Here is a 21,339-nt window from a genome sequence, read left to right on the forward strand (position 1 = left end):
CAAACGATTGCCGTCGCTGTCCGAAGTGACCCTAGCAGCCCTAAGCGGACCTGCCAACTGCCACCAGGGAATGAAGGCGATCTCTAGGGGCTGGAGGATGAGCGTCGACGAACTTAAGCGTGTTCCCCGAGGCGAAAATAAGCAAACGTTGTCGTTGCTCGCGCCTGCCTTTCGGTCGCAGCGCCCAGATCATTTATTGGTCAGTTCGAATCAACAGCGATCCGCGCCGCCTCAGTGCGGAGTTTTAGGAAGTCAAGTTCCGGGTCTTGTATATTTCCGGGGCCTAATCGGTCATGGAAAATCTTCTAACTTGCTGATTTTAAATAGTGAAAACCACTTTGGGCTTGTACGGCTAAGCCCTTCAGCAAGGCAACGACGCACGGAGAAAATATCACCCCAATTTGCGTTTTTTGTATTTTAACGGTCGCTCCGCATGATCTCGGAAATGTTTTCGTCAGTCTAACGGAGTATCCCTCATGTTTTTCAGAAAGACTATGCTGTCTGCAATTGCGCTGATGGCCTTCCCAATGTTTGCTTCTGCCGAGCAAGGCGTGACCACGGACAGTGTCACCTTTGCACAAGTTGCGGCATTTGAAGGTCCGGCCGCAGCTCTTGGTAACGGTATGCGCCTGGGTATCACTGCTGCCTTTGAAGAAGCCAACGCTTCCGGGGGGGTGCATGGCCGCATGCTCAAACTGGACAGCATGGACGACGGGTACGAGCCTGATCGTTCTGCCAGCTTGGTAAAAGGCATAGTTGAAGCAAACAACCACCTAGGCCTCATCGGAGCGGTGGGAACACCGACTTCCTCGGCCACGCAGCCGATCGCCACAGAAGCGAATATGCCTTTTATAGGCCCGTTCACGGGCGCGGGTTTCCTGCGGGACGCAAGCCATGGAAACATCTTCAATGTGCGCGCAACCTATTTTGCTGAAACCGAAGCCTGGATTGACTATCTTGTAGATCAGCAAGGCATGAGTTCCATTGCCCTTCTCTATCAAGACGACGGTTTTGGGCGAGTTGGCCTCAATGGCGTCAATGCAGCACTTGAAAAGCGCGGAATGAGCTTGGCTGCGGAGGGCACTTATACCCGAAACACAACAGCTGTGAAGAAGGCCCTATTGGCAATCCGGAAATCGAACCCGGACGCTGTCGTAATGGTTGGGGCCTACAAGCCAGTTGCTGAGTTCATCAAGCTGGCTCGCAAAATGAAGATGACTTCCACTTTCGTGAACATTTCATTTGTCGGTTCTGACGCTCTGTCAACCGAACTTGGGGATGCTGGAGAAGGGGTGATTATCAGTCAGGTTGTTCCCTTCCCATGGGACATTTCTATTCCGGTTGTTGCCCAGTATACTGAGGCTTTGAAGGCGGCAGATGTCAATGCCAAACCGGGCTTTGTTTCTCTGGAAGGGTATATCGTCGGCCGCCTCGCCATTGCCGGACTGGAAGCGGCTGGTCAGGATCTGACCCGGGACAACTACCTTGAGGCCATGAGAAACCTCACTACCCTGGATCTGGGCGGCGTCACGATGACATTCGGTAGCGAAGACAACCAGGGAATGGATGATGTCTTCCTGACCCGTATCACCGCTGATGGCTCGTTCGAGTCCATTGTCCCCGGCGGTGGCTCCTGAAGTCTGATGCAGGAAGGGGCGCCACCTGAAGCGCCCCTTTTGTCATTTTCCGTATCCGGCTTTGGAACAGCCTACACAGTTTGTAATGGGTGTCACAATGAGACGCAAAACAGGTCGCAACTTTCTGCAACGGCTGAACCCGCTGTCGAGTATCCGCGGAAAAATTACATTCATCTTACTCTCGTTGACCATGATGGGGGGGACAGCCGGATATTTGAACTATCAATCGTTTGACCTTGTGGCCAAGTCGGTTGGTGCAATGAACACTAGAGATCTGCCGCAGCTCAAGCAAAGCAATGCGCTGATCTCTGCAGCCGGCAAAACAAAGAATGCGATGATTTCGGTCCTGATTTCCGAAGATTCAGCAGGGCTCGATGCCGCATCCGAACAAGTTCAGGCTTCGGCGGAAGAATTGCAGTCGGTTATTGAAGCGCTTCCGGCTGACATACGTGAGACATTCAAGGGCGAGTTGAACCGCGTCTTTGAAACATTGAAGGCGTCAATCGATGCTCGGGAGAAGTCATTTGGAAACACGCTCCAGGTCAACGAGATGACGCGGAACCTGCAGCTTTTGACTGCCGACATGCAGGCAATCCTGCTGGGGATTGCGGATGACGCCTACTTTAATATTTCCGTGAAAGGCGATGACACAATCACCACGATTGAGGACACGCTTCTGGATCTTTCACAGAACAAGTTTGCTACCCTGCAGGCTCTCCTCGAGATACGGGCCGAAATCAACTTCCAAACTGGTATTGCGCTTGCAATGGCAACCACATCAGACAACTCGACGCTTTCAATTTTCGGCGACCTGGCGAAATCTTCCCTCAGCCGTTTACAAAACGCGATCTCCGGCCTTGAAGAAACCGACGCGGGTAGATCCTTGGGCAATGAGCTAAAGGCGATTTCCGCATCATTGGAAGCCGCGGTCGCAAAAGGGACCTCAGGCAGAACTCTCGATCAGGCCGCTATTTTGTCCAGCCGCCAGGAAGCAGATACCCTTTTGGCCGCTGCCGTTGATGACATGGTCTTTGAACTCACAATTGCTGCTGACGATGCTGCTACCGGCAACCGGGATGCTATACAAAGCCTGCTGGACAATGAAGTCGCGTTCATGAACACGCTTCTGGAGATCAATTCCCGGCTCAGTTCCTATCAGATCGAAGCCTTGAAGATCGTGGCCGCCCAAAGCGTCGAACAGGTGCAGGTTGCAGGGCAGGCAATGCTGTCTGCCGCAAACTCCCTTGCTGACTACAGTAGTTTCAGCGACGGAAAACTGGCCGATCAAATAGAGCAAATCGCGCTGGTCGCGTCTCTGGAAAACGGTTTGGCTTTCTACCGGGCAGAGTCGCTGCAAGCTGACATGGACGCCACATCCGCAGCCCAAGCGACTGTCGACGCCGTGTTGGCCATTGCAGGCCAAGCTTCAATCCGAGGTATAGAGAGCCAAAATGCAATTTCTGAACAGGCTGGAGTGATCGCTGCCGACGCAATCGAAGTCAAAAACAATCTAGAACTTCTGGGATGGGCGGCTGGCGCATTGGTTCTTGCGGCACTGTTTTTGAACCATATCCTGATCGTGCGACCCCTGAATGCCATTAGTCTGACCACAGAGCAGCTTTCGCAGGGTGATATGAGTCCTGTGACAGGGTTTGAAAGATCCAGTGACGAAATCACTCGCATCGCTCGTGCACTCACCGTATTTCGAAACGGGCTTGTGGAGAAGGAAGAACTGGCTCGTGTAACTGAACAGGAACGTTTGAAAAATCAGGCACGTCAAACTGCGGCTGTGGACGCAATTGGACAAGGCCTGTCAGAGCTTGCTCAGGGCAACCTCTCATACCGCATCGAGACCGAATTGGCCGACGGATACGAGCAACTGAAATCTGACTTCAATCTCACTGCTGAAACTCTGAACACGACGGTCGTTGAAGTCTCCAATGTTGCGTCCTCAATCCGAAGCGGATCGACGGAAATCAGTCAAGCTGCGGATGATCTTTCCCAGAGAACAGAGAGCCAGGCGGCAACACTTGAGCAAACCGCCGCAGCCTTGGAACAACTCACAGCAAGTGTTCGGACCGCGGCCCAGGGAGCCAAAGACGTCGAAGCGACCACCATTGAAGCACGAGACCAAGCAACTGAAAGTGTCATGGTTGTGGATAACGCTGTCAAAGCAATGCATGACATCGAGGCGAGCTCGTCTCAGATATCAACAATTATTGGAGTGATTGATGACATCGCCTTTCAGACTAATCTACTGGCTCTCAACGCGGGCGTAGAAGCCGCGCGTGCAGGCGAAGCCGGGCGTGGCTTTGCTGTGGTTGCTTCGGAAGTTCGCGGGCTGTCGCAACGGACCACGGAAGCCGCTCGCGAAATCAAAGAGCTGATTTCCAAGAGTTCCAGCCAGGTTGGTACAGGTGTAGATCTGGTTGGCAAAGCTGGCGTCGCACTCAATAGTATTGTTGAGCGCGTTTCTACGATCTCTGAACTGGTAAGTGAGATTGCGGTTTCAACAGGAGAACAGGCAACTGGCCTGAGCGAAGCGAACACCGCAGTATCGCACTTGGATCAAGTAACGCAGCAAAACGCGGCCATGGTCGAAGAAACCAGTGCGGCTGGACAGTTGCTGAGGGAAGATGCTCAACGTCTAAGCGATCTCATGAACAAGTTCTGTGCGGAGCCTGAGAAGCATGTCTCTGACGCTGCGTACGTAACAATTGAAGGTGATGAAGATGGCTATCATCAGGCTCTTGCATCATAAAGGCGAATAAAGACGCTAAGCTTTCAGGCTGCCATCGGCGACAATCGTACCGTCCTCTGGATCCAAAAGACAGCTGTTGTGACTGGCTCAAATATACTTTTGAACTCGCAATGAGTGCCTCCTGCGCAGACTTGCCGTTAGCTGTGCGCTATCATGCGTTTATATGATTGCGGAGAGAGCAGGTAGGGTACGGCGGTTGCCTGCTCCCGCAACCAACACTAGTTCCTCAGACATATCAAAGGCTTCGGATCTACCGTCCGGGGCCTTTGTTGTGTTCAGGCCTCCCGCATCCGCCGCCAGCCGCAGCAGCCCCGCCAGATCCCCCTCCAGCGTCAGATCCAGGCCAGCGCCCGCCGCCGCAGGCGTCAGCACAATCCGCTCCACCAGAGCGCGCAGCGCCTCCTTGGCATACTCCATGCCTTCGGCGGAGCCAAGGGTCCTGATCAGCCGCGACACCCGCTCGCGGTAGGCTTCGGCCATCGACAGGTGAAACACCACCGTGTCCGGGGCGGGGGTGTGCTCCAGCTCCCATTCCAGCTGCTGGCGCCGTGCGTCGAGCTCGTTCATCCGGTCCTTCACCTGGTCTGCAGGAATGCCCGCAATGATCGCATCCACCAGCTTCTGGTGGTCGCGCTTGGCACGGGCGAGCGCCTGTTCCTTTTCCTTGCAGTTCCCGGCGGCTGCGGCCTTCTGCCGGTTGCGCTCGGCAGTGTACTCTTCGCAGAAGACCTGCACCGCATCCGGATCTATCAGGTGGTTTGCCAGTGCATCCAGCACCCGGGCTTCCAGGTCGGCCTGCTTGATGGTGCGCTTGTTGCTGCAGACCGCCGCGCCCTTGTTCCTCGCCGGGGAGCAGCCGAAGCTGCCCCTGGAGATCTTGGCAAAGCCGCCGCCGCAGGCCATCAGGCCGGAGAACAGCGTCTTCGGGCGGCGCCGGTCCCAGACCGGAACATTGGTGCCTGCGGTCTTTAGTTCGCCTTGGCGAGCCCGGACCGCATCCCAGAGATCCTGTTCGACGATCCGCAACTGCGGGACGTCGGTGATTGTCCATTCACTTTCCGGGTTCAGGCGTGAGATGCGCTTGCCGGTCTGCGGATCCTTCATGTAGCGAAGCCGGTTCCAGACTTGCCGGCCGATGTAGAGCTCATTGTTCAGGATGCCGGTGCCGCGCTGGCGGTTGCCGTGAATGGTGGAGGCACCCCAGTGGCGGCCGGACGGGGCAGGCACGCGCTCCTTGTGGAGCGCTTCGGCGATCTTCTTCGGGGACAGGCCGCGGGCATAATCCCGAAAGATCCGGCGCACGATGTCTGCCTCTTCCGGGTGGATCTCCCGCTCGCCGCGGATCACCTCGCCGCTGGCCGTGAGCTGCGGCTTCATTCGGTAGCCGTATGCTTTGCCGCCTGCAGATTTGCCCTCCAGTGCGCGCCCCTTGAGACCGCGGTGGGTCTTCATCGCGATGTCCTTGAGCTGCAGCGCATTCATCTTCCCCTTGAGCCCGATATGGATCTCGGAGACGAGCCCTTCTGAACCGCACCGGGTTTGCCGGAGACTGATTTCAGTTAGTTACGCGGCAATGTCCTCAGTTTCCAGAGCGGCGTAGAAATTGGCCTCTGCTTCTGCCGGCGGAATGTTCCCGATAGGCTCAAGCAGACGGCGGTTGTTGAACCAATCCACCCATTCGAGCGTTGCGTATTCCACTGCCTCGAAGTTGCGCCAAGGGCCGCGACGGTGAATGACCTCGGCTTTGAACAAACCGTTGATCGTCTCAGCCAGAGCGTTCTGCGCATTCAAATGATCCCCCAGATCATTTGATCCGCTGCGCGGACCTGCTTGAACTCATAGCTGTCCCCAACGCTGCCGACAGAGGGCTCGATACAGGCTTCGCCCAACCGTTCTGTGTATTTGATCGACAGGTATTGGCTGCCGCGGCCGGAGTGATGAACAAGCCCCATCGCCTTTGTCGGCCGCCGCTCGTGAACAGCCTGCTCCAGAGCATCGAGAACGAACCCGGCATGCGCCGAGGTGCTGACACGCCAGACGACAATCTTGCGGGCATAGGCGTCGATGACGAAGGCGACATAGGCGAACCCTTTCCAGGTGGCGACATAGGTGAAATCGCTGACCCAGAGCATGTTGGGCGCGGGCACACGGAATTGCCGGTTTACCTTGTCCAGCGGGCATGGGGCCTTCTTGTCAGGCACCGTGGTCTTATGCGGCTTGCCCCGGATAATGCCTTGAATACCCATGCTCTTCATCAGCCGGGCAACCGTGCAGCGGGCGACGTCGAAACCCTCCCGCTGCAATTGCCGCCAGACCTTCCGCACGCCATAGACCCGCCAGTTCTCTTCGAAAACACGCAGGATCTCGGGCCGCAATGCCGCGTCACGCCGGGCACGGTCCGACAACCGGGCCGGATCGGCCCGCTTCGCCAGATGCTCGTAATACGTGGAAGGGGCAATCGGCAGGACAGTGCAGATCGGCTCGACCCCATGCTCACTGCGATGCATGCCGATAAAGGACACCATCACTTCGACCGGCGGTCGAGCTCCGCCATCGCAAAATACGCCGATGCCTTGCGGAGGATCTCGTTCGCCTGGCGCAGCTCGCGGTTCTCCCGCTCCAGCGCCTTCATCTTGCCGGCGACATCTGTTGGGACGCCCGCACGCTTGCCGCTGTCGACTTCTGCCTTCTTGACCCACTCATTCAGCGTATGCGCCGAACAGCCGATCTTTGCGGAGATCGACATGATCGCCTGCCAGCGGGAACTGTGCTGGCCCTGGTTGTCCAGCACCAGCCGCACCGCGCGCTCGCGGACCTCAGAAGAATATCTGTTTGTTGTCTTGCTCATTGTGGCTTCATCCTACTCAGGAGTTGAAGCCTCCGGCAAACCCGGTGCGGTTCACCGAGCAGCCTTTGCGCTTGTAGAGGCGTCCGCGCAGGATGGCCCTCTCTGAGGGGAACTCCACTTCCTGGTACATGCTTTAATTCCTGTAAAGAAGTTTGAAGGAGGTGCTGGAGGCCCCCCCAGACCAAAACCAGGCTCAGCCTGCGCCACCCTTCTGAATGGCATGCACGTCAGCGGAGGTCAGAGCTTTTCCGCCAATACCAGGAGACCTGCTGAACTTCGATGACCCGGACCCAAGTCACGCCGCGCATATTTTCGCCTTCGATGGCGACCATTGTGTCCGCACGTTGCCTGAGATTTGCCGAAGAAACGCCCGGACCGGTGATGCCCGGTTGTGCCTTCCTGGGGCATTTGCCTGCCTCCTTGGGCACCGAACAGAGAACCCGTCACTTAACCTAAAATTATTTTTTGTCCGTTAGCCAGTTTCTCATAGGGGCAAAGCCTCGCAGACATCGTGTTGGAGAAGCTGCAGAATGCACTTTGAGTCACATAATCAGCCGGATACCGATCAGAAAGACCAGCCTTTGGTAACGGTATTCTGCGCCGTTTGGCATCAGCAGCCTGACAAGCTGGAGCTTTTGCGCTCGCATTGGGAGAATTTGAAGTCCCAGTCCATTCCGGTTGAACCTTGCTACATCTTCGACAATGGCGACCAGGCGCCGGATTGGCTTGAAGCGCCTTGGCATTCCTTTTCAAAACCGCTCACCATTTATGAAGCCTGGGCAGCAGGCGTGGCGTTGGCCGGAACCAGATATGCCATGAACCTAAACATGGATGACCGGCTAGCAACCAATGCTGTGCAGGAACTGTCAAAGAAGGCAGTGGAGACAAGGTCCGCGCTTGTGGGCGGGGACTGGCTGATCTGTTTCGACAAGGATCATCTGACGCAGGAATTCCCGGTAACCGGTTATGACGGCACCTGCTTTGTGCCGGCCTGGCCGCCCCGGCCTTGCGAAGGGTTGCGGCTAGGCAGCGGATCCGGTGAACGCGGCACCTATGGTGCTGCAACGATGTGGGACCTCGAAATCATCGGAAAATGGTACCCGACCTATTTCGGAAACGGTGAGCCGATCCTGTCGATCGGGGATGCGATTTTCTGGAATCTTCTGCAAGGGAAGGAGCTGAAAATGACCCGCATGCGCAAGGTGATCGGGCGGTACTATTCCGATCCGAATGCACAGGCCGAATTCCGCCCGCACAAGGACAATGAACTTATCAAATCGCAAGGTTTGAGCACGCGCTCCTTTGCAAGTGCCGTGCTGAGCGGGGATTTCTCCTGGTATGGCAAGGCAGAGGCTTTTGCGAAGAAGCCGCCGCTGAACAAAATCGAACAAAAAAGCGCGGCTCTTGAGGCCAAGTACCGCAAGATCTTTGGCCTGCCTGAGCAGGCCGTGGCCGCAGAGTAAGCATGACAGAGAGAATCTATATCACGGGCAGCGGCGGGATCGTTGGTCGGCATGCCTTGAGGGCGCTGGCTGAGTTGGCGCCGCAGGCAGAAATGATCCGCAACACGGCTGATCTGACGAGCCTTTCCGCCGCAGCAGCGGCGGTCAAGGAAGCGGGGCCGCTGGATCTGGTCATTCATCTGGCAGCGATGGTTTCGGTGGCTGAAGTGAAAGCAGATCCAGCCCGGGCCTATGCGGTGAACGCCGGCGGCACCATGAACCTTCTGGCGGCGCTTGCAGGATCATCGGCTCGGCTGCTGCTGTGTTCGTCAAGCCATGTCTATTCCAGCCAGTATGCGCCGATTTGCGAGACCGCCGATACCAAACCGGTTTCCCTCTATGGACAGAGCAAACTGATGGCGGAGCATGCTGCTCGGGATATCTGCGCGGCCTCCGGGCGCTCGTTGTGCATCGCCCGGCTGTTCTCGATCCATGATCCGGAGCAGACAGGCAGCTACCTGCGGCCATCGCTGGAAAGGCGTTTTGCCGGGGTGGATCCTGAGGAAGAGTTCGAGCTGTACGGCGCAGAAGGACTGCGCGACTTTCTGACGGCAGAAGAGGCGGCCCGCTATCTCGTGCGGCTGGCGCTTTCGGACGCGGAGGGTGTGGTCAATGTTGCCTCCGGCAGGCCTGTCACGGTGGCCGGATTTGCCCAGTCCCTATCCCCGTTTCCGTTGAAAATCAAACCCCTGGGTGAAAGCACAAATCTGGTGGCCGATGTTTCGCGCCTGCAGGAATTACTTGGAGAATGCAATGACTGAACAGATTTCCATTGTCATCCCGACATTCAACCGGGCGGAGATGCTGCCTAAGGCCATCGATAGCGCCCTAGAACAGACCCATCCCTGCGAGGTGATCGTGGTGGATCACGGTTCGACCGACAGCACGCCTGAGGTAGCTGCCGAGTACGGGGACAAGATCACCTATGTCCGCCGCGACCGCGATTTCGGTCCGCATTTCTGCTGGCTGGAGGGCATCCTGCATGCTTCCGGTGAATATGTGCATCTGCAATATGACGATGACTGGATCCACCCGACCTTTATCGAGAAATGCGCAAAGCTGCTGACCAGTGATGTGGGATTTGCCTTCACCGGGGCCGAGGTTGTGGAGGACGCAACCGGCAGGCAAATGATGACGCAGTTCCTGGACTGGCTTCCGGATACGGGGGTGTTCGAAAACCACCTGGCCGAGGAAAAGATCGTCGGCTCGTTGATTTCCCCCGGTGCGGCAGTCTTCCGCCGGCAGGTGCTGATCGATGCTCTTTATCAGGGCCGCTTGCCGCTCCAGTCCAGTGAGTATCACGGCGTCGGACCGGATATTTTTGCTTCGCTTCTGTCGATGCTGCGTTACCCGAAGGTCGGATTCGTTAAAGAGCCGCTGGCCAGTTTCCGGGCGCATGACGGCAGCATCACGATCGATGCCTTCAAAGACAAGCAGAAGCAGGCCGACATTGCAGCGGCCTATAATGAAGTGCGTCATCACTACATCGAATTGAAGGCCATGCAGGCTGTGCGGGGTGCGCGTGCATGAACATGCTTGCTCCGAAACCGGTCACCCTGGCGGAAGATACGATCTCGCAGGCTGAGCTGGAAGCAACTGCGGAATGGATGCTGGCAGGCAACCGGCTGACCAAGGACGCCATGACAGTGGAGTTTGAACGCGAATTTGCTGACTGGATGGGCTGCGGGCACGCGGTCTTTGTCAACTCGGGCTCCTCGGCGAACCTGCTGATGATCTATGCCGCCAAGGAGGCGGGCCGCTTGCGCAACAACAAGGTGATTGCCCCGGCTGTAAGCTGGGTCACGACGGTGTCGCCGCTGATGCAGCTCGGCTTTGACGTTCGCCTTTGCGATTGCGACCCCGACAATCTGGGCCTTGATCTCAACCACCTCGAAGAGCTGTGCCGGACTGAGGCGCCGTCGATGCTGATCCTCGTGCATGTGCTGGGCCACGCAAATCACTTGAAGGAAATTCAGGAGATTTGCGACCGCTACGGCATCCTGCTGCTGGAGGACAGCTGCGAAGCGTTGGGCTCCACTTACGGAGACCGCAAACTGGGCTGCCACGGAGCGGCGGGCAGTTTCTCATTCTACTACGGCCACCACATTTCGACTATCGAGGGCGGAATGGTGGTGACCGACGATGCGGAACTGCACCAGGTGATGCTGTCCCTGCGCTCACATGGCTGGAGCAGGGACCTTGATCCGCAGCGGCGCGAGCGGCTGAAAAGCCAGCACAAGATTGATGAGTTCCGCAATTTCTACACGTTCTACCATGCGGGCTTCAATCTGCGCTCCACCGACCTGCAGGCCTTCATCGGGCGGATGCAGCTAAAGAAGCTGGATGACATCTGCACCGTCCGGGCGCGCAACTTTGACTGCTACGCGGAGGCGCTGACCGGCTACTATCAGCAGCGAAGCGAGACCGGGCTGCTGTCCTCTTTTGCTTACGGCACGCTGGTCGAGAACCGGATGGAGGTTTTCGAGACACTGAAGGCCCACCGGATTGAGTGCCGCCCGCTGATCTGCGGCAATATTGCCCGCCATCCCTTCTGGGTGCGGGAATACGGCGAGCAGACGCTGCCCAATGCGGACCTGGTGCATGATTACGGCATCTACCTGCCGAACCATCATAACCTGGACCGTGCTGATGCCGCCAGGGTTGCCGAGGTCTTTACTTCGGTCGCCCGGCCCAAGGACATGCACACGGCCTCCATCTGACAGCTACCTGGTTTGGGCGGATCCTCCCGCTGCCCGGCCGACAACAGAACACGGCGGAAACACGCGATGAAAAGAGCACTGATTACAGGCGTAACCGGACAAGACGGATCCTATCTGGCGGAGCTTTTGCTGGAAAAAGGCTATGAGGTGCATGGTATCAAGCGGCGCGCCTCCTCGTTCAACACCCAGAGGGTGGATCATATCTACCAGGACCCGCATGCGGATCACGCCCGCTTCAAGCTGCACTACGGCGACCTGACCGACACGTCGAACCTGACCCGCATCATGCGCGAGGTCGAGCCGGATGAAGTTTACAACCTGGGAGCACAATCTCATGTCGCGGTCTCCTTTGAAGCACCGGAATACACGGCGGATGTGGATGCGATCGGAACTTTGCGCCTGCTGGAGGCTATCCGCTTCCTCGGGCTGGAAAACAAGACCCGTTTCTACCAGGCGTCGACGTCTGAGCTATATGGCCTTGTGCAGGAAACGCCGCAGCGCGAAACCACGCCTTTCTATCCCCGCTCTCCCTATGCTGTGGCCAAGCTTTACTCCTACTGGATCACGGTCAACTACCGTGAGGCCTATGGTATGTATGCCTGCAACGGCATCCTGTTTAACCACGAGAGCCCGCGCCGCGGCGAGACCTTTGTGACCCGCAAGATTACCCGCGGACTGGCCAATATCGCCCAGGGCCTGGAACCCTGCCTGTACATGGGCAATATCAATGCGCTGCGCGATTGGGGTCATGCGCGGGACTATGTGCGGATGCAATGGATGATGCTGCAGCAACAGCAGGCGGATGACTTCGTCATCGCCACCGGTGTGCAGTACACGGTGCGGCAGTTCATTCAGTGGGCGGCAGCGGAACTGGGCATCATGCTGGAGTTTTCTGGCAGCGGCTTCGACGAGGTGGCCGTGGTCGCCGCAGTCGAAGGGGGTAAGGCGCCCGCCCTCAAGCCAGGTGATGTGGTTATGCGGATCGATCCTCGCTATTTCCGCCCTGCGGAAGTGGAAACGCTGCTTGGCGATCCGACGAAGGCCAAGGAAAAGCTGGGCTGGGTGCCGGAAATCACGGTACAGGAGATGTGCGCGGAAATGATTGCCGAAGACCTGCATACCGCCCGCCGCCACGCGCTGCTCAAGGAGCACGGCTACGATTTGCCGGTCTCGCTGGAGGACTGAACGTATGAAAATATTTGTGGCCGGACACCGCGGCATGGTCGGCAGCGCTATCCTGCGCCAGCTTGCCGCGCGCCGGGCCACCGGGGAAGAGCTGGAGCTGCTGACCCGCAGCTCTGCCGAACTGGATCTGACAAACCAGGCCGCTGTGCAGCAATTCCTGCAGGCTGAGCGGCCTGACCAGGTCATTCTGGCGGCAGCCCGGGTCGGGGGAATTCATGCCAACAGCACCTATCCCGCACAATTCATCTACGAAAACCTGATGATCGAGTGCAATGTGATCCACGCCGCCTTTGAGGCCGGGGTGCAGAAGCTGCTGCAGCTGGGGTCATCCTGCATCTACCCGCGCGACGCGGAAACGCCGATCCGCGAGGAGCAGCTTTTGTCCGGCCCGCTGGAAGCCACCAATGAGCCCTATGCCATTGCCAAGATCGCAGGCATCAAGCTGTGCGAGAGCTATAACCGCCAGTACGGCACCGACTACCGTTCAGTGATGCCGACGAACCTGTACGGGCCGGGGGACAATTTCCACCCGGAAAACTCGCATGTTCTGCCCGCGCTGATCCGCCGGTTTGACGAGGCTGTGCGGGCAGGGGAGGCGGAAGTTGTCATCTGGGGCAGCGGAGCGCCGCGCCGGGAGTTCCTGCATGTGGATGACATGGCTGCCGCATCGCTCTTTGTGATGGATCTGGCACCGGAGGATTACAAGCGGGAGACAACCCCGATGCTGTCGCATATCAACGTGGGAACAGGGCGGGACATAACCATTCGGGAACTGGCGGAATCCATTGCACGCGTCACCGGTTTCCGAGGGCGGCTGGCCTTTGATACTTCCCGGCCCGATGGCACCATGCAGAAACTGATGGATGTGTCGCGGCTTTCCCGTCTGGGCTGGGAGGCTTCGGTATCGCTCGAAGAGGGGATCGCCAGAACCTACAACTGGTTTTTGCAGCAGGATCAGGCCATCCTGCGAAATAAATAGGAAAGACCAAGAGGCAGAGACATAACGATTATTACCCCAATCCTTTTGTGCGGCGGTTCGGGCACCCGGCTGTGGCCGCTGTCGCGCAATAGCTACCCCAAGCAGTTCGTGCCTCTGGCCGGTGATACCACGGCATTGTTGTAGAACTCCCTCTTGACGCCTGACTACCCCTTCCCCTCCGAATTTAGGCGACGCGGATGTTCTTGGCGGTGCCGAGTGCGTTGAAGCGGTTGATGAGTGCGATGCGGAAGTGGATTTCGGCGGTTTGGCGGTCGGGGTCTTTTGCGGCAATGCGCTCGAAGACGTGTTGGCCGTCGGTATCAATCACGCAGACGGCGACAGTCCGCAGTGACACGTCCAAACCCACAAAGTAATCCATCTCGTCCTCCTCAATCTGCAGCAATTTGCTGTAAGTCTACCGAGAACCCGACCCATCCATCGGGCCAGCCCGATTACCCATGCTTCGTCCGCTCCCCTATGGTCGGTCCGGGTTGCGGCGAAAGGGCGGTTTGAATTTCGCCCCTCAGTTTGGCTTTCAATGACCGCTCTGGCGACATCGGCTGCAACGCAGCGATGAGTGTGCCGCGGCTGCGAGCGGATGCTGCGTGAGCAAACACACGGAAGGGCAACGGCAGCAAAGTCCGGCACTGTGTAAGTTCACCGGTTCCATAACCTCGCGGCCGCAGCGAACGGCAGAAACGGCGGGCTGCACCGCAGCACAAGACCTCGGCTGGCTACGTCAAACGGCGGAGTTTGCAAAGGGCGCTTCCTGCGCAAGCACTAAATCGCTCCGCGATAGGGGCTCTGCGTGGCCGGTGTCGGGCTGGAGCGGTATTTGTTTCGCGGTTTAGGAGGTCGGGTGTGTGCTGTTGGCCGAGGTGATTTTGCCTCGGTTGACAGAGGGTTTTCCCATGACCAATCAGCACCCTGCACCGGCGACACCCCTCCGCGCGCGCATGATCGCGGATATGTCGGCACGCAATCTCGGACCAGCCTCGCAGACCAGCCACCTGCGGGCCTGCAAGCGGTTTGCCTCCTGGCTCGGGCGATCTCCGGAGACAGCCTCCCCGGATGACGTGAAGCTCTTCCAGCTGCATCTGATCGAGAGCGGGACCAGTATCTGCACCCGCAACCAGACCATGACCGGGGTGAAGTTTCTGTTCCGTGTCACCCTGCGCCGGCATGACCTGGCGGCCGAAGTGTTCCACCTCAAGAAGCCCGTGAAGGTTCCCGAGGCGCTGAGCCGCAACGAGGTCAGGCGCATCCTCGCCATGGCCCCCTGCCTGAAGGCGCGCGTGATGCTGTCACTCGCCTATGGTTGCGGGCTGCGGGCAAGCGAGGTCGTCCGGCTGAAGGTCGGCGACATCGACGGGGAACAGAACATTATCCGCATCGTGCAGTCGAAGGGACGCAAGGACCGCAACGTGATGCTGCCCGTTGATATTCTGAGCCTGTTGCGGGTCTGGTGGACCGAACGCCCGACCGTCAACGACAGGGGTGTGTCCGGGCCTGATCGCGTGCTTTTCCCCGGTTATTGCGGCCGGCATCTTTCGGCCCGTCAGCTCTCGCGGCTGTTCAAGCAGGCAGCGCGTGCAGCGGGTATCACCAAGCCGGTCACACTGCACACCTTGCGGCACAGTTTTGCGACACACCTGCTGGAGCGCGGCGTTGACATCCGGGTCATTCAGGCGCTGCTCGGGCATGCCAAACTCACCACGACGGCACACTATGCCTGCGTTGCCACCGGCATGATCTCGGCGGTGGAGAGCCCGTTGGACGGCCTGACCGCGGCGAGGCGCAGAAGGGCAGGAAAGGCGCCTCATAGACTGCGTTGTCCCGGCCGAAGCTGGAGGTTGCGGATATCTTCCGGGTCCATGGTTCTGCCTGGCGGGCGGCCAATGCGGGCCATATCAGCCTCGACCAGTTGAAAGTGATGAACGCCATCAGGCGCTGCCGCACGGCAGCGCTCGGCGGCCATGCCGCGCGGTGTGAAGACTGCGGGCATGAACACATTGCCTACAACTCTTGCCGCAATCGCCATTGCCCCAAGTGTCAGGCGGGTGCAGCCAAGGCTTGGCTGGCGGCGCGCGAGACCGAGCTGCTGCCCGTGCGGTATTTCCACCTGGTCTTCACGCTGCCAAAGCCAGTCGCTGACATCGCCCGCCAGAACAAACGCGAGATCTACAATCTGCTGATGCGGGCGAGCGCGGACACGGTGATCCGGATCGCCGCCTATCCCAAGCACCTTGGCGCCCGGGCCGGTATCACATCCGTCCTGCACACCTGGGGTTCGGCGATGACGCACCACCCGCATGTCCACATGATCGTGCCGGGCGGCGGCCTGTCTGCGGACCGTGCGCGGTGGATCGCCTGCCGCAGGAACTTCTTCCTCTCCGTCCGGGTGCTGTCCCGCCTCTACCGGCGCCTCATCCTGGACGGGCTGGCCGGGCTGCACAAAGCCGGTAAGCTGCACTTCTTCGGCGGTCATGCCGGGCCGGCGGATCGCGCGGCCTTTGACGCCTTTCTGCAACCGCTGCGCAAGATCGATTGGGTCGTTTATGCCAAGGAGCCGTTCGCTGGACCCAAGGCCGTGCTGGCATACCTGTCGCGCTACACCCACCGTGTCGCGATCTCCAACAGCCGCCTGATCCGCATGGACTGCCGGAGCGTCACCTTCCGCGTCAAGGATTACCGCGTCAACGGTCCGGGGCGGCATACCATCATGACCCTCAAGACCGGCGAGTTCATCTGCCGCTTCCTGATCCATGTCCTGCCCAAGGGGCAGCATCGCATCCGCCACTACGGCTTCTTCGGGAATGGCAACCGTGCCGCCAATATCGCCAGGATCAGGGAACTGCTCGGGGCCGGACAGACAGATCCGGGCCTCGGGCACGATGACACGGCCGGTGATGCCAATGCACCCGCCCGTGTCCTTGCGCTGCCATGCCCCTGCTGCGGCGGGCGGTTGATCATCGCCGAAACCATCGCGCCAGAACGACGCCCCAGGGCGCCGCCAGGAACAGGGAGGGCCGCCGCATGACATGCACGCCAAGGACCGGAAGTCCAATCGCCGCTGCTCGCGATACCGCTTGCGGCCAATCCGGCATGCCTGCAGCCCGGATAGTAGTGGTGGTGAGGTTGCTGAGCCCCGCGAGACGCGGCGCATGCCCCTCAAAGCTCACAAAATCCGTGCCGAAGCTGCCTGCAACAAGCGCGCTTGGCCCAACCTGCAGAACAGGAACCAAGGCCATCAACCGCTTCAAATCCCCATAGAGCCAGCTGGTCTGCCCAATTCCAACACCGCGATTTCCCGCTTGCGCGCTTCTCCGACGCCAGGCAATGCCGCGCATCATTCAAACGTCGCGCGTGGCGTCCGAGAAACCTGCAGCAAAGCTGCTGTTAGGCGTGCTCTACTATCCGTTTAAATGATTTCGGAGAGGGCAGGTAGGATACGGAGGCTGCCTGCTCCCGCAACCAACTTTAGCGAACTCTTCGCATCTTCAATGCCCGCCTCCTCGGCGGGTTTTGTCTTTTTGAGAATGGTGATCAAATTGCCCTTCATATCCAGGATGTGGCGCTTGGCGTCTTGATCGTATAAAACGACAACCCGATCCAGCAGTTCGTGAAGCTCATCGCTCGCTCTGCCAGCCACACCTTCGTCTGTCAGGGTTGCAGCCAGGTTGTCGATATATCCGCGATACAGGTGAGCCTCCCCCAAAGAAGTGGTCCGTCCCTATGATTAGGAAACGGAGGACCATGGATGACGACGAAGAGATCCAAGCCTGAAGAGATTTTCGTAAAGTTACGGCAGGTTGGAGTGATGATGGGGCAAGGGGCAAGGCATGTCCCGGAACGATGCGATCAGACAGATCGGTGCCAAAGGACAATTCATAAGACGGTGCCTCGCCGCCGGTCGCAGCGATGCGGGCGTTGACGCGGCAGGATGCGGGCGTTGCCAGCAACCAGCGGATTGAAGCACCTGCCGCTTGTTCGCACGAGTTAATTTTGGTCGCCCAGCAGCGACAATATGTCGAGGTATTGACGGTCTTCTGCATGGTCACGCGGAGTGGCGCCGTCACGGTCTGCGATTGCTTGATCAGCGCCCGCCGCGACCAGAAGCCCGACCACAGCCTTGTGATCCGGGCCGCCGTCGCCCAGGATCACCGCCTCGATCAGAGCGGTCCAGCCGAGGTTGTTGACATGATCGAGCGGCGCCCCGGCGTTAATTAGCCGGCGCACCACCTCGACATGGCCCAGATGCGCGGCGGCGATCAGGGCGGTGCCGTCATAGGGGCTGGTAATCAGGCCGGGGTGGTTGCCCAGTTCGATGGCCAGCGACATCAATTCCGGATCGTTGGCCACAGCGGCGATGGTGACTACGTCATAGGCCTGCCCTTCGAGCGCGTTGAGATCGGCCCCGGCCTTGGCCAGGGCGCGCAGGGCGGCGTCCTGCGAGGCGAAGGCAGCCACGTGGGCAGGGGTGCGGCCACGCTGGTCGCGCACGTTGAGATCGGCGCCGGCAGCGGCGAGGCTGTCAATCCCGGCGACGTCGCCGGTGTGGGCTGCGCGGTGCAGCCCAACGTAAGCGGCAATTTCCGCTGCAGAGGGCGCGGTTTGGGCTAAGGCGGGCGGCGATAGGGCCAGAAACGCGGGAAACAGGAGGAATTTAAGCATTTCATGTCTCCGAGGTGGTTAGGCCGCCCGCCGCGATGACCGGCCGCCCGACGGGATCATTCTGCGCCGATGGCATCAAGCCCGGCGCGGGCGCAGGCCTCGTCCAGGTGGCCTCCGGGGGCGCCGCCAACCCCGATGCCGCCGACCAGCGCGCCGCCAATCCTGATCGGCAGGCCGCCGCCTTGGATCACCATGCGGCGGTCCATGTAGCGCAGGCCGTTATGTTGCGGGTTTTCACCGATGAAATTGGCCAGACCGGCGGTGTCGCGGCCCATCGAGGCCGAGGTGAAAGCCTTGCCCTGAGCGCTGCCTACGGTGTGCGGCCCTGAATCGTCGGCTTTCAAATGCACCTTGGTTGCACCGTCACGGGCGACGATGGCGACGCTGACACTGTAGCCGTCAGCGGCACAGGCCCCAAGCGCGGCCTGGGCGGCCTTGGTGGCCATGTCGAGCGGCAGATAGGCGGCAGTGGGAAGCTCTTGCGCGGCCAGGCTGGCGGGGGCCAGCAGGGAGGCGAGGATCAGTTTGCGGATCATGGCATGTCTCCTTGTCAAAATCGATTGAGAGAGACTACGGCGCGAAGGGCTGGCGCGGTACTCGTAGACCTTGCACGCATCTCCGTAGTTCTACGGGCTGTCGCGGCCTTCGAGCCATAAACGGGTCAGTTCGGCCTGCGAGGTGGTGCCCAGCTTGGCCCCGAGCGCGGCACGGTGGCTTTCGATGGTGCGCGGCGACAGGCCGAGGCCCTCAGCGATCTGTTTCGATGTGAAGCCCTCGGCGATGCGGTCAAGCACTTGTGTCTCGCGCGGGGTGAGCGATTGCAAGAGGCTGCGCGCCTCGGCCTTTTCGGCCTCCGCCAGAAGGCGCCGTTCCAGGATTCCACTGCCTTTCTGAATGGCGTCGATCAGATCCTGCTCATCGATAGGTTTCGACAGAAAATCGACTGCGCCGTTGCGAAAAGCCTGCCTGCAGGCTTCGATATCGCCGTGGCCGGAGATGACGACAGTTGGCCAGCCGATGTTCCGTTCTGTCAACTTTTCCTGAAGCTTCAGACCCGAGATCAGCGGCATACGAATGTCAAGGATCAAGCATCCTGGAGCAAGCCCGTCGAGCCGCGCCAGAAAGGCCTGAGGATCGGCGAAGGGGGTTACGTCCAAGCCGACGGTCGACAGCAGCAGGGTCAGCGCATCGCGCACTGCCTCGTCATCGTCGACAAGATAAACCGGATGTGTCATTGCGCGGCCTCCGCAATGCGAGCCGTCAGCGGCAGGTTAATCCGGAAGACCGCACCAGGGTTTCCGCTGGCATAGGAAATCGTGCCGCCTGCGCGTTCGATCAGGCGCTGGCTAAGCGCCAGCCCCAACCCGGTGCCTTCAGCGCGGGTTGTCATGAAGGGCATGAACAGTTGGGGCACCATACTGGCCGCGACCCCGGGGCCGTTGTCGGCAATTTCGAGGGTGGCGGTATCACCGCTGCTGCGCAGTGTGACCTTGACGCGTGCCTGGGGCGTATCTTCAAGCGCCTCGAGCGCATTACGCAAGACGTTGTGGATCACCTGTTCGATTTCCACCTGATCCGCTGTCACCGTCACTGGGTGGTTTGTTGGGATGGCCTCGAGGGTAACCCCCCGGCGGTGCGCCTCGGCCGACAATAGAGCGCGGACATTGGCGATTGCATCCCACAGGTCAATCGGTGCAGCGCCGGCGCGCTGCGGGCGCGACCAGTTGCGCAGCCGGTCCAGGATCGTCGAGGCGCGCCGGGCTTGGGCGACGGTGCCATCGAGCACCGAGGCCACGGCATCGCTGTCGCCCCGCGTCAGAAGGCGCTTGCCGGCCTGGGCCTGCGCCAGGATCGCGGTCAGGGGTTGAGTCAGTTCATGCGCCATGCCACTGGCCATTTCGCCCATTGCGTTGACCCGTGCGGCATGGCTGAGCTGAGCTTCCATCCGGCTGAGGCTGGCCTGTTGTTCGGCCTCGCGCACCCGGCTGCGTTGCCGGGACGCAGCGGTGATTGCAGCATAAAGAAACACGGTCAGCAACAGCACAAGCGCGACCTGCGCTGGCGGAAGGAGATCGGCAGGACGCGTCCGCATTGCAGTTTCCAAAAGCAGGGGTTGCGAGCCGCTTTCAAGCGGTTTTGCGAACCGCGCCGCACTCATATCCGAGGATTGGACCAGCACCGTGCCATCCGGCAGGGATACCCGGAAACTGGCCTTGTCTTGCGCCCAAAACGCGTCGCTGCTGCTGAACAGTTGGGCGGCATCGACGCTGAGCGCCAGGGCATAGAGTGCCTCATCCGAATTCGGGCTGCGTTTGATCAGCAAGTAATGCTGCGTTTTCTCCGGGTGCCGCAACATTACCGGGACACCGGTGGAGTGCGCGGCGGCAGCGCGGATTTGTGCGGCGGTGTCGGCCGAAATGGCCGCCGCACCGACGATGTCCCGAGCGGGATCCAACGGCACAAGCTGCACGTCGCCGATCCGCGGATAGAACCGTGAAATTGTTGCTGCGACGTCGAGGAAAAGATCGTTGCGCTGTCCCGCGCCGGCTACGGCAATGGCCGACAAAGCCGTCAGGTGGGCATCGTGTTGACCAGTCCGTTGCGAGGCAAGCTGTTGAAGTAAGGCGCTTTCGCTGTCGAGCCGGGCGGAATGCAGCCAAAACTGTACCGCCGCGAGGCCTGCCAGCCCCATAACCCCCGCCATCAGAGTGAGTAAAGCCGACCGGGTTGCCTTGCTCCCGAGGAGTGATATCATCCGCGTTGCGCTCATTAGGCAACGCTAACATGGAGTTCTTGAACTCCAAGTCCAAAAGCTCATACCAGAATGCAGACAGCTTCTGAGCACCGTCCTCGGTCACTGCGGCATCTCTGTCTCAACGCGAGGATTTAGGGTCAGGATCTGAAATTTGCGGAGTTCGGCGATGTTTCCCTTGAGGGTTTCAAGGATCTGTCCGCACTCATTGCTGTGAGGCAATCGTGCTGTATCGGTTTTCACAAGGCCGAACGCTGCATTTACTCGAAGCGGGCTCCTGG

Annotated in this window: 16 protein-coding genes, 3 pseudogenes and 1 other annotated feature; of the genes and pseudogenes, 11 read left to right on the forward strand and 8 right to left on the reverse strand. The window is 59.4% G+C overall.

Going from position 1 to position 21,339, the window contains the following annotated elements; genetic code table 11:
- Positions 1 to 476: 476 nt before the first annotated feature.
- Positions 477 to 1,637 carry an ABC transporter substrate-binding protein gene (locus tag DAEP_RS0118540; RefSeq protein ID WP_027245718.1) on the forward strand — a complete coding sequence of 387 codons (1,161 nt, stop codon included), beginning with the start codon at positions 477 to 479 and terminating at the stop codon, positions 1,635 to 1,637.
- Between the two features lie 97 nt (positions 1,638 to 1,734).
- Positions 1,735 to 4,398, forward strand: coding sequence for a methyl-accepting chemotaxis protein (locus DAEP_RS0118545; RefSeq protein ID WP_027245719.1), 2,664 nt, complete (start codon positions 1,735 to 1,737; stop codon positions 4,396 to 4,398).
- Positions 4,399 to 4,557: 159 nt separating this feature from the next.
- Here DAEP_RS0118545 and DAEP_RS22950 read toward each other — a convergent pair whose 3' ends face one another.
- Both DAEP_RS22950 and DAEP_RS22955 read right to left on the reverse strand, forming a co-directional pair.
- Positions 4,558 to 5,880, reverse strand: coding sequence for a recombinase family protein (locus DAEP_RS22950; RefSeq protein WP_051337442.1), 1,323 nt, complete (start codon positions 5,878 to 5,880; stop codon positions 4,558 to 4,560).
- A gap of 81 nt (positions 5,881 to 5,961) precedes the next feature.
- A pseudogene (locus DAEP_RS22955) lies at positions 5,962 to 7,246 on the reverse strand (IS3 family transposase).
- Positions 6,849 to 6,965, reverse strand: a sequence feature (AL1L pseudoknot). It overlaps the preceding pseudogene by 117 nt.
- Positions 7,247 to 7,776: 530 nt before the next feature.
- Between DAEP_RS22955 and DAEP_RS0118575 the strand changes: the two are divergent.
- From DAEP_RS0118575 to DAEP_RS23715, 7 genes and pseudogenes are all read left to right on the forward strand, one after another.
- Positions 7,777 to 8,709, forward strand: coding sequence for a hypothetical protein (locus tag DAEP_RS0118575; protein WP_027245721.1), 933 nt, complete (start codon positions 7,777 to 7,779; stop codon positions 8,707 to 8,709).
- A gap of 2 nt (positions 8,710 to 8,711) precedes the next feature.
- Positions 8,712 to 9,509 carry an NAD-dependent epimerase/dehydratase family protein gene (locus tag DAEP_RS0118580; protein ID WP_027245722.1) on the forward strand — a complete coding sequence of 266 codons (798 nt, stop codon included), beginning with the start codon at positions 8,712 to 8,714 and terminating at the stop codon, positions 9,507 to 9,509.
- A complete protein-coding gene (locus DAEP_RS0118585; protein WP_027245723.1) occupies positions 9,502 to 10,278 on the forward strand; it encodes a glycosyltransferase family 2 protein in 777 nt (258 codons plus the stop codon). The genes DAEP_RS0118580 and DAEP_RS0118585 overlap by 8 nt, the downstream gene beginning before the upstream one ends.
- The gene (locus DAEP_RS0118590) at positions 10,275 to 11,468 is read left to right on the forward strand and encodes a DegT/DnrJ/EryC1/StrS family aminotransferase (RefSeq protein ID WP_027245724.1); all 1,194 of its coding nucleotides are present in this window, start codon (positions 10,275 to 10,277) and stop codon (positions 11,466 to 11,468) included. The genes DAEP_RS0118585 and DAEP_RS0118590 overlap by 4 nt, the downstream gene beginning before the upstream one ends.
- A gap of 66 nt (positions 11,469 to 11,534) precedes the next feature.
- The gene (gene gmd / locus DAEP_RS0118595) at positions 11,535 to 12,653 is read left to right on the forward strand and encodes a GDP-mannose 4,6-dehydratase (RefSeq protein WP_027245725.1); all 1,119 of its coding nucleotides are present in this window, start codon (positions 11,535 to 11,537) and stop codon (positions 12,651 to 12,653) included.
- 4 nt (positions 12,654 to 12,657) lie between these two features.
- Positions 12,658 to 13,632, forward strand: coding sequence for a GDP-L-fucose synthase (fcl, locus tag DAEP_RS0118600; RefSeq protein ID WP_027245726.1), 975 nt, complete (start codon positions 12,658 to 12,660; stop codon positions 13,630 to 13,632).
- Positions 13,633 to 13,659: 27 nt separating this feature from the next.
- Positions 13,660 to 13,764 (forward strand): annotated as a pseudogene (locus tag DAEP_RS23715) (sugar phosphate nucleotidyltransferase); the annotation flags it as partial.
- Positions 13,765 to 13,816: 52 nt separating this feature from the next.
- Here the strand turns inward: DAEP_RS23715 and DAEP_RS24320 are convergent.
- Positions 13,817 to 13,930: pseudogene (locus DAEP_RS24320) on the reverse strand (IS5/IS1182 family transposase); the annotation flags it as partial.
- A 613-nt stretch (positions 13,931 to 14,543) separates the two neighbouring features.
- Here DAEP_RS24320 and DAEP_RS22965 point away from each other — a divergent pair.
- The gene (locus tag DAEP_RS22965) at positions 14,544 to 15,560 is read left to right on the forward strand and encodes a tyrosine-type recombinase/integrase (RefSeq protein ID WP_084204494.1); all 1,017 of its coding nucleotides are present in this window, start codon (positions 14,544 to 14,546) and stop codon (positions 15,558 to 15,560) included.
- Positions 15,464 to 16,672, forward strand: a complete 1,209-nt coding sequence (locus DAEP_RS0118615) for an IS91 family transposase (protein WP_027245727.1) — start codon at positions 15,464 to 15,466, stop codon at positions 16,670 to 16,672. Before DAEP_RS22965 ends, DAEP_RS0118615 begins: the two co-directional genes overlap by 97 nt.
- A gap of 381 nt (positions 16,673 to 17,053) precedes the next feature.
- Here the strand turns inward: DAEP_RS0118615 and DAEP_RS0118620 are convergent, their stop codons facing one another.
- The 5 genes from DAEP_RS0118620 to DAEP_RS22970 form a co-directional block, all read right to left on the reverse strand.
- Positions 17,054 to 17,350 (reverse strand): hypothetical protein, encoded by a 297-nt coding sequence (locus DAEP_RS0118620; protein ID WP_027245728.1) that lies wholly within the window; start codon positions 17,348 to 17,350, stop codon positions 17,054 to 17,056.
- A gap of 281 nt (positions 17,351 to 17,631) precedes the next feature.
- On the reverse strand, positions 17,632 to 18,306 hold the full coding sequence (locus DAEP_RS0118625; protein ID WP_027245729.1) for an ankyrin repeat domain-containing protein: 675 nt from the start codon (positions 18,304 to 18,306) through the stop codon (positions 17,632 to 17,634).
- Positions 18,307 to 18,362: 56 nt separating this feature from the next.
- Positions 18,363 to 18,842 carry a GlcG/HbpS family heme-binding protein gene (locus DAEP_RS0118630; protein ID WP_027245730.1) on the reverse strand — a complete coding sequence of 160 codons (480 nt, stop codon included), beginning with the start codon at positions 18,840 to 18,842 and terminating at the stop codon, positions 18,363 to 18,365.
- 90 nt (positions 18,843 to 18,932) lie between these two features.
- Entirely contained in the window at positions 18,933 to 19,541 is a 609-nt protein-coding gene (locus DAEP_RS0118635; protein WP_027245731.1) for a response regulator transcription factor, read from the reverse strand.
- Positions 19,538 to 20,998: a sensor histidine kinase gene (locus tag DAEP_RS22970; RefSeq protein ID WP_208855459.1), complete on the reverse strand. Its 1,461-nt coding sequence runs from the start codon at positions 20,996 to 20,998 to the stop codon at positions 19,538 to 19,540. Before DAEP_RS22970 ends, DAEP_RS0118635 begins: the two co-directional genes overlap by 4 nt.
- Positions 20,999 to 21,339: the final 341 nt, after the last annotated feature.

Source organism: Leisingera daeponensis DSM 23529 (assembly GCF_000473145.1).
Classification (GTDB): domain Bacteria; phylum Pseudomonadota; class Alphaproteobacteria; order Rhodobacterales; family Rhodobacteraceae; genus Leisingera; species Leisingera daeponensis.

Bases quoted from the DNA above. Each gene is read 5' to 3' on its own strand.
- DAEP_RS22950 (WP_051337442.1), bottom strand. From the start codon at position 5,880: ATGAATGCGCTGCAGCTCAAGGACATCGCGATGAAGACCCACCGCGGT.
- gmd (WP_027245725.1), top strand. From the start codon at position 11,535: ATGAAAAGAGCACTGATTACAGGCGTAACCGGACAAGACGGATCCTAT.
- DAEP_RS0118545 (WP_027245719.1), top strand. From the start codon at position 1,735: ATGAGACGCAAAACAGGTCGCAACTTTCTGCAACGGCTGAACCCGCTG.
- DAEP_RS0118540 (WP_027245718.1), top strand. From the start codon at position 477: ATGTTTTTCAGAAAGACTATGCTGTCTGCAATTGCGCTGATGGCCTTC.
- DAEP_RS0118580 (WP_027245722.1), top strand. From the start codon at position 8,712: ATGACAGAGAGAATCTATATCACGGGCAGCGGCGGGATCGTTGGTCGG.
- DAEP_RS22965 (WP_084204494.1), top strand. From the start codon at position 14,544: ATGACCAATCAGCACCCTGCACCGGCGACACCCCTCCGCGCGCGCATG.
- DAEP_RS0118585 (WP_027245723.1), top strand. From the start codon at position 9,502: ATGACTGAACAGATTTCCATTGTCATCCCGACATTCAACCGGGCGGAG.
- DAEP_RS0118635 (WP_027245731.1), bottom strand. From the start codon at position 19,541: ATGACACATCCGGTTTATCTTGTCGACGATGACGAGGCAGTGCGCGAT.
- DAEP_RS22970 (WP_208855459.1), bottom strand. From the start codon at position 20,998: ATGGGGCTGGCAGGCCTCGCGGCGGTACAGTTTTGGCTGCATTCCGCC.
- DAEP_RS0118625 (WP_027245729.1), bottom strand. From the start codon at position 18,306: ATGCTTAAATTCCTCCTGTTTCCCGCGTTTCTGGCCCTATCGCCGCCC.
- DAEP_RS0118575 (WP_027245721.1), top strand. From the start codon at position 7,777: ATGCACTTTGAGTCACATAATCAGCCGGATACCGATCAGAAAGACCAG.
- DAEP_RS0118630 (WP_027245730.1), bottom strand. From the start codon at position 18,842: ATGATCCGCAAACTGATCCTCGCCTCCCTGCTGGCCCCCGCCAGCCTG.
- fcl (WP_027245726.1), top strand. From the start codon at position 12,658: ATGAAAATATTTGTGGCCGGACACCGCGGCATGGTCGGCAGCGCTATC.
- DAEP_RS0118590 (WP_027245724.1), top strand. From the start codon at position 10,275: ATGAACATGCTTGCTCCGAAACCGGTCACCCTGGCGGAAGATACGATC.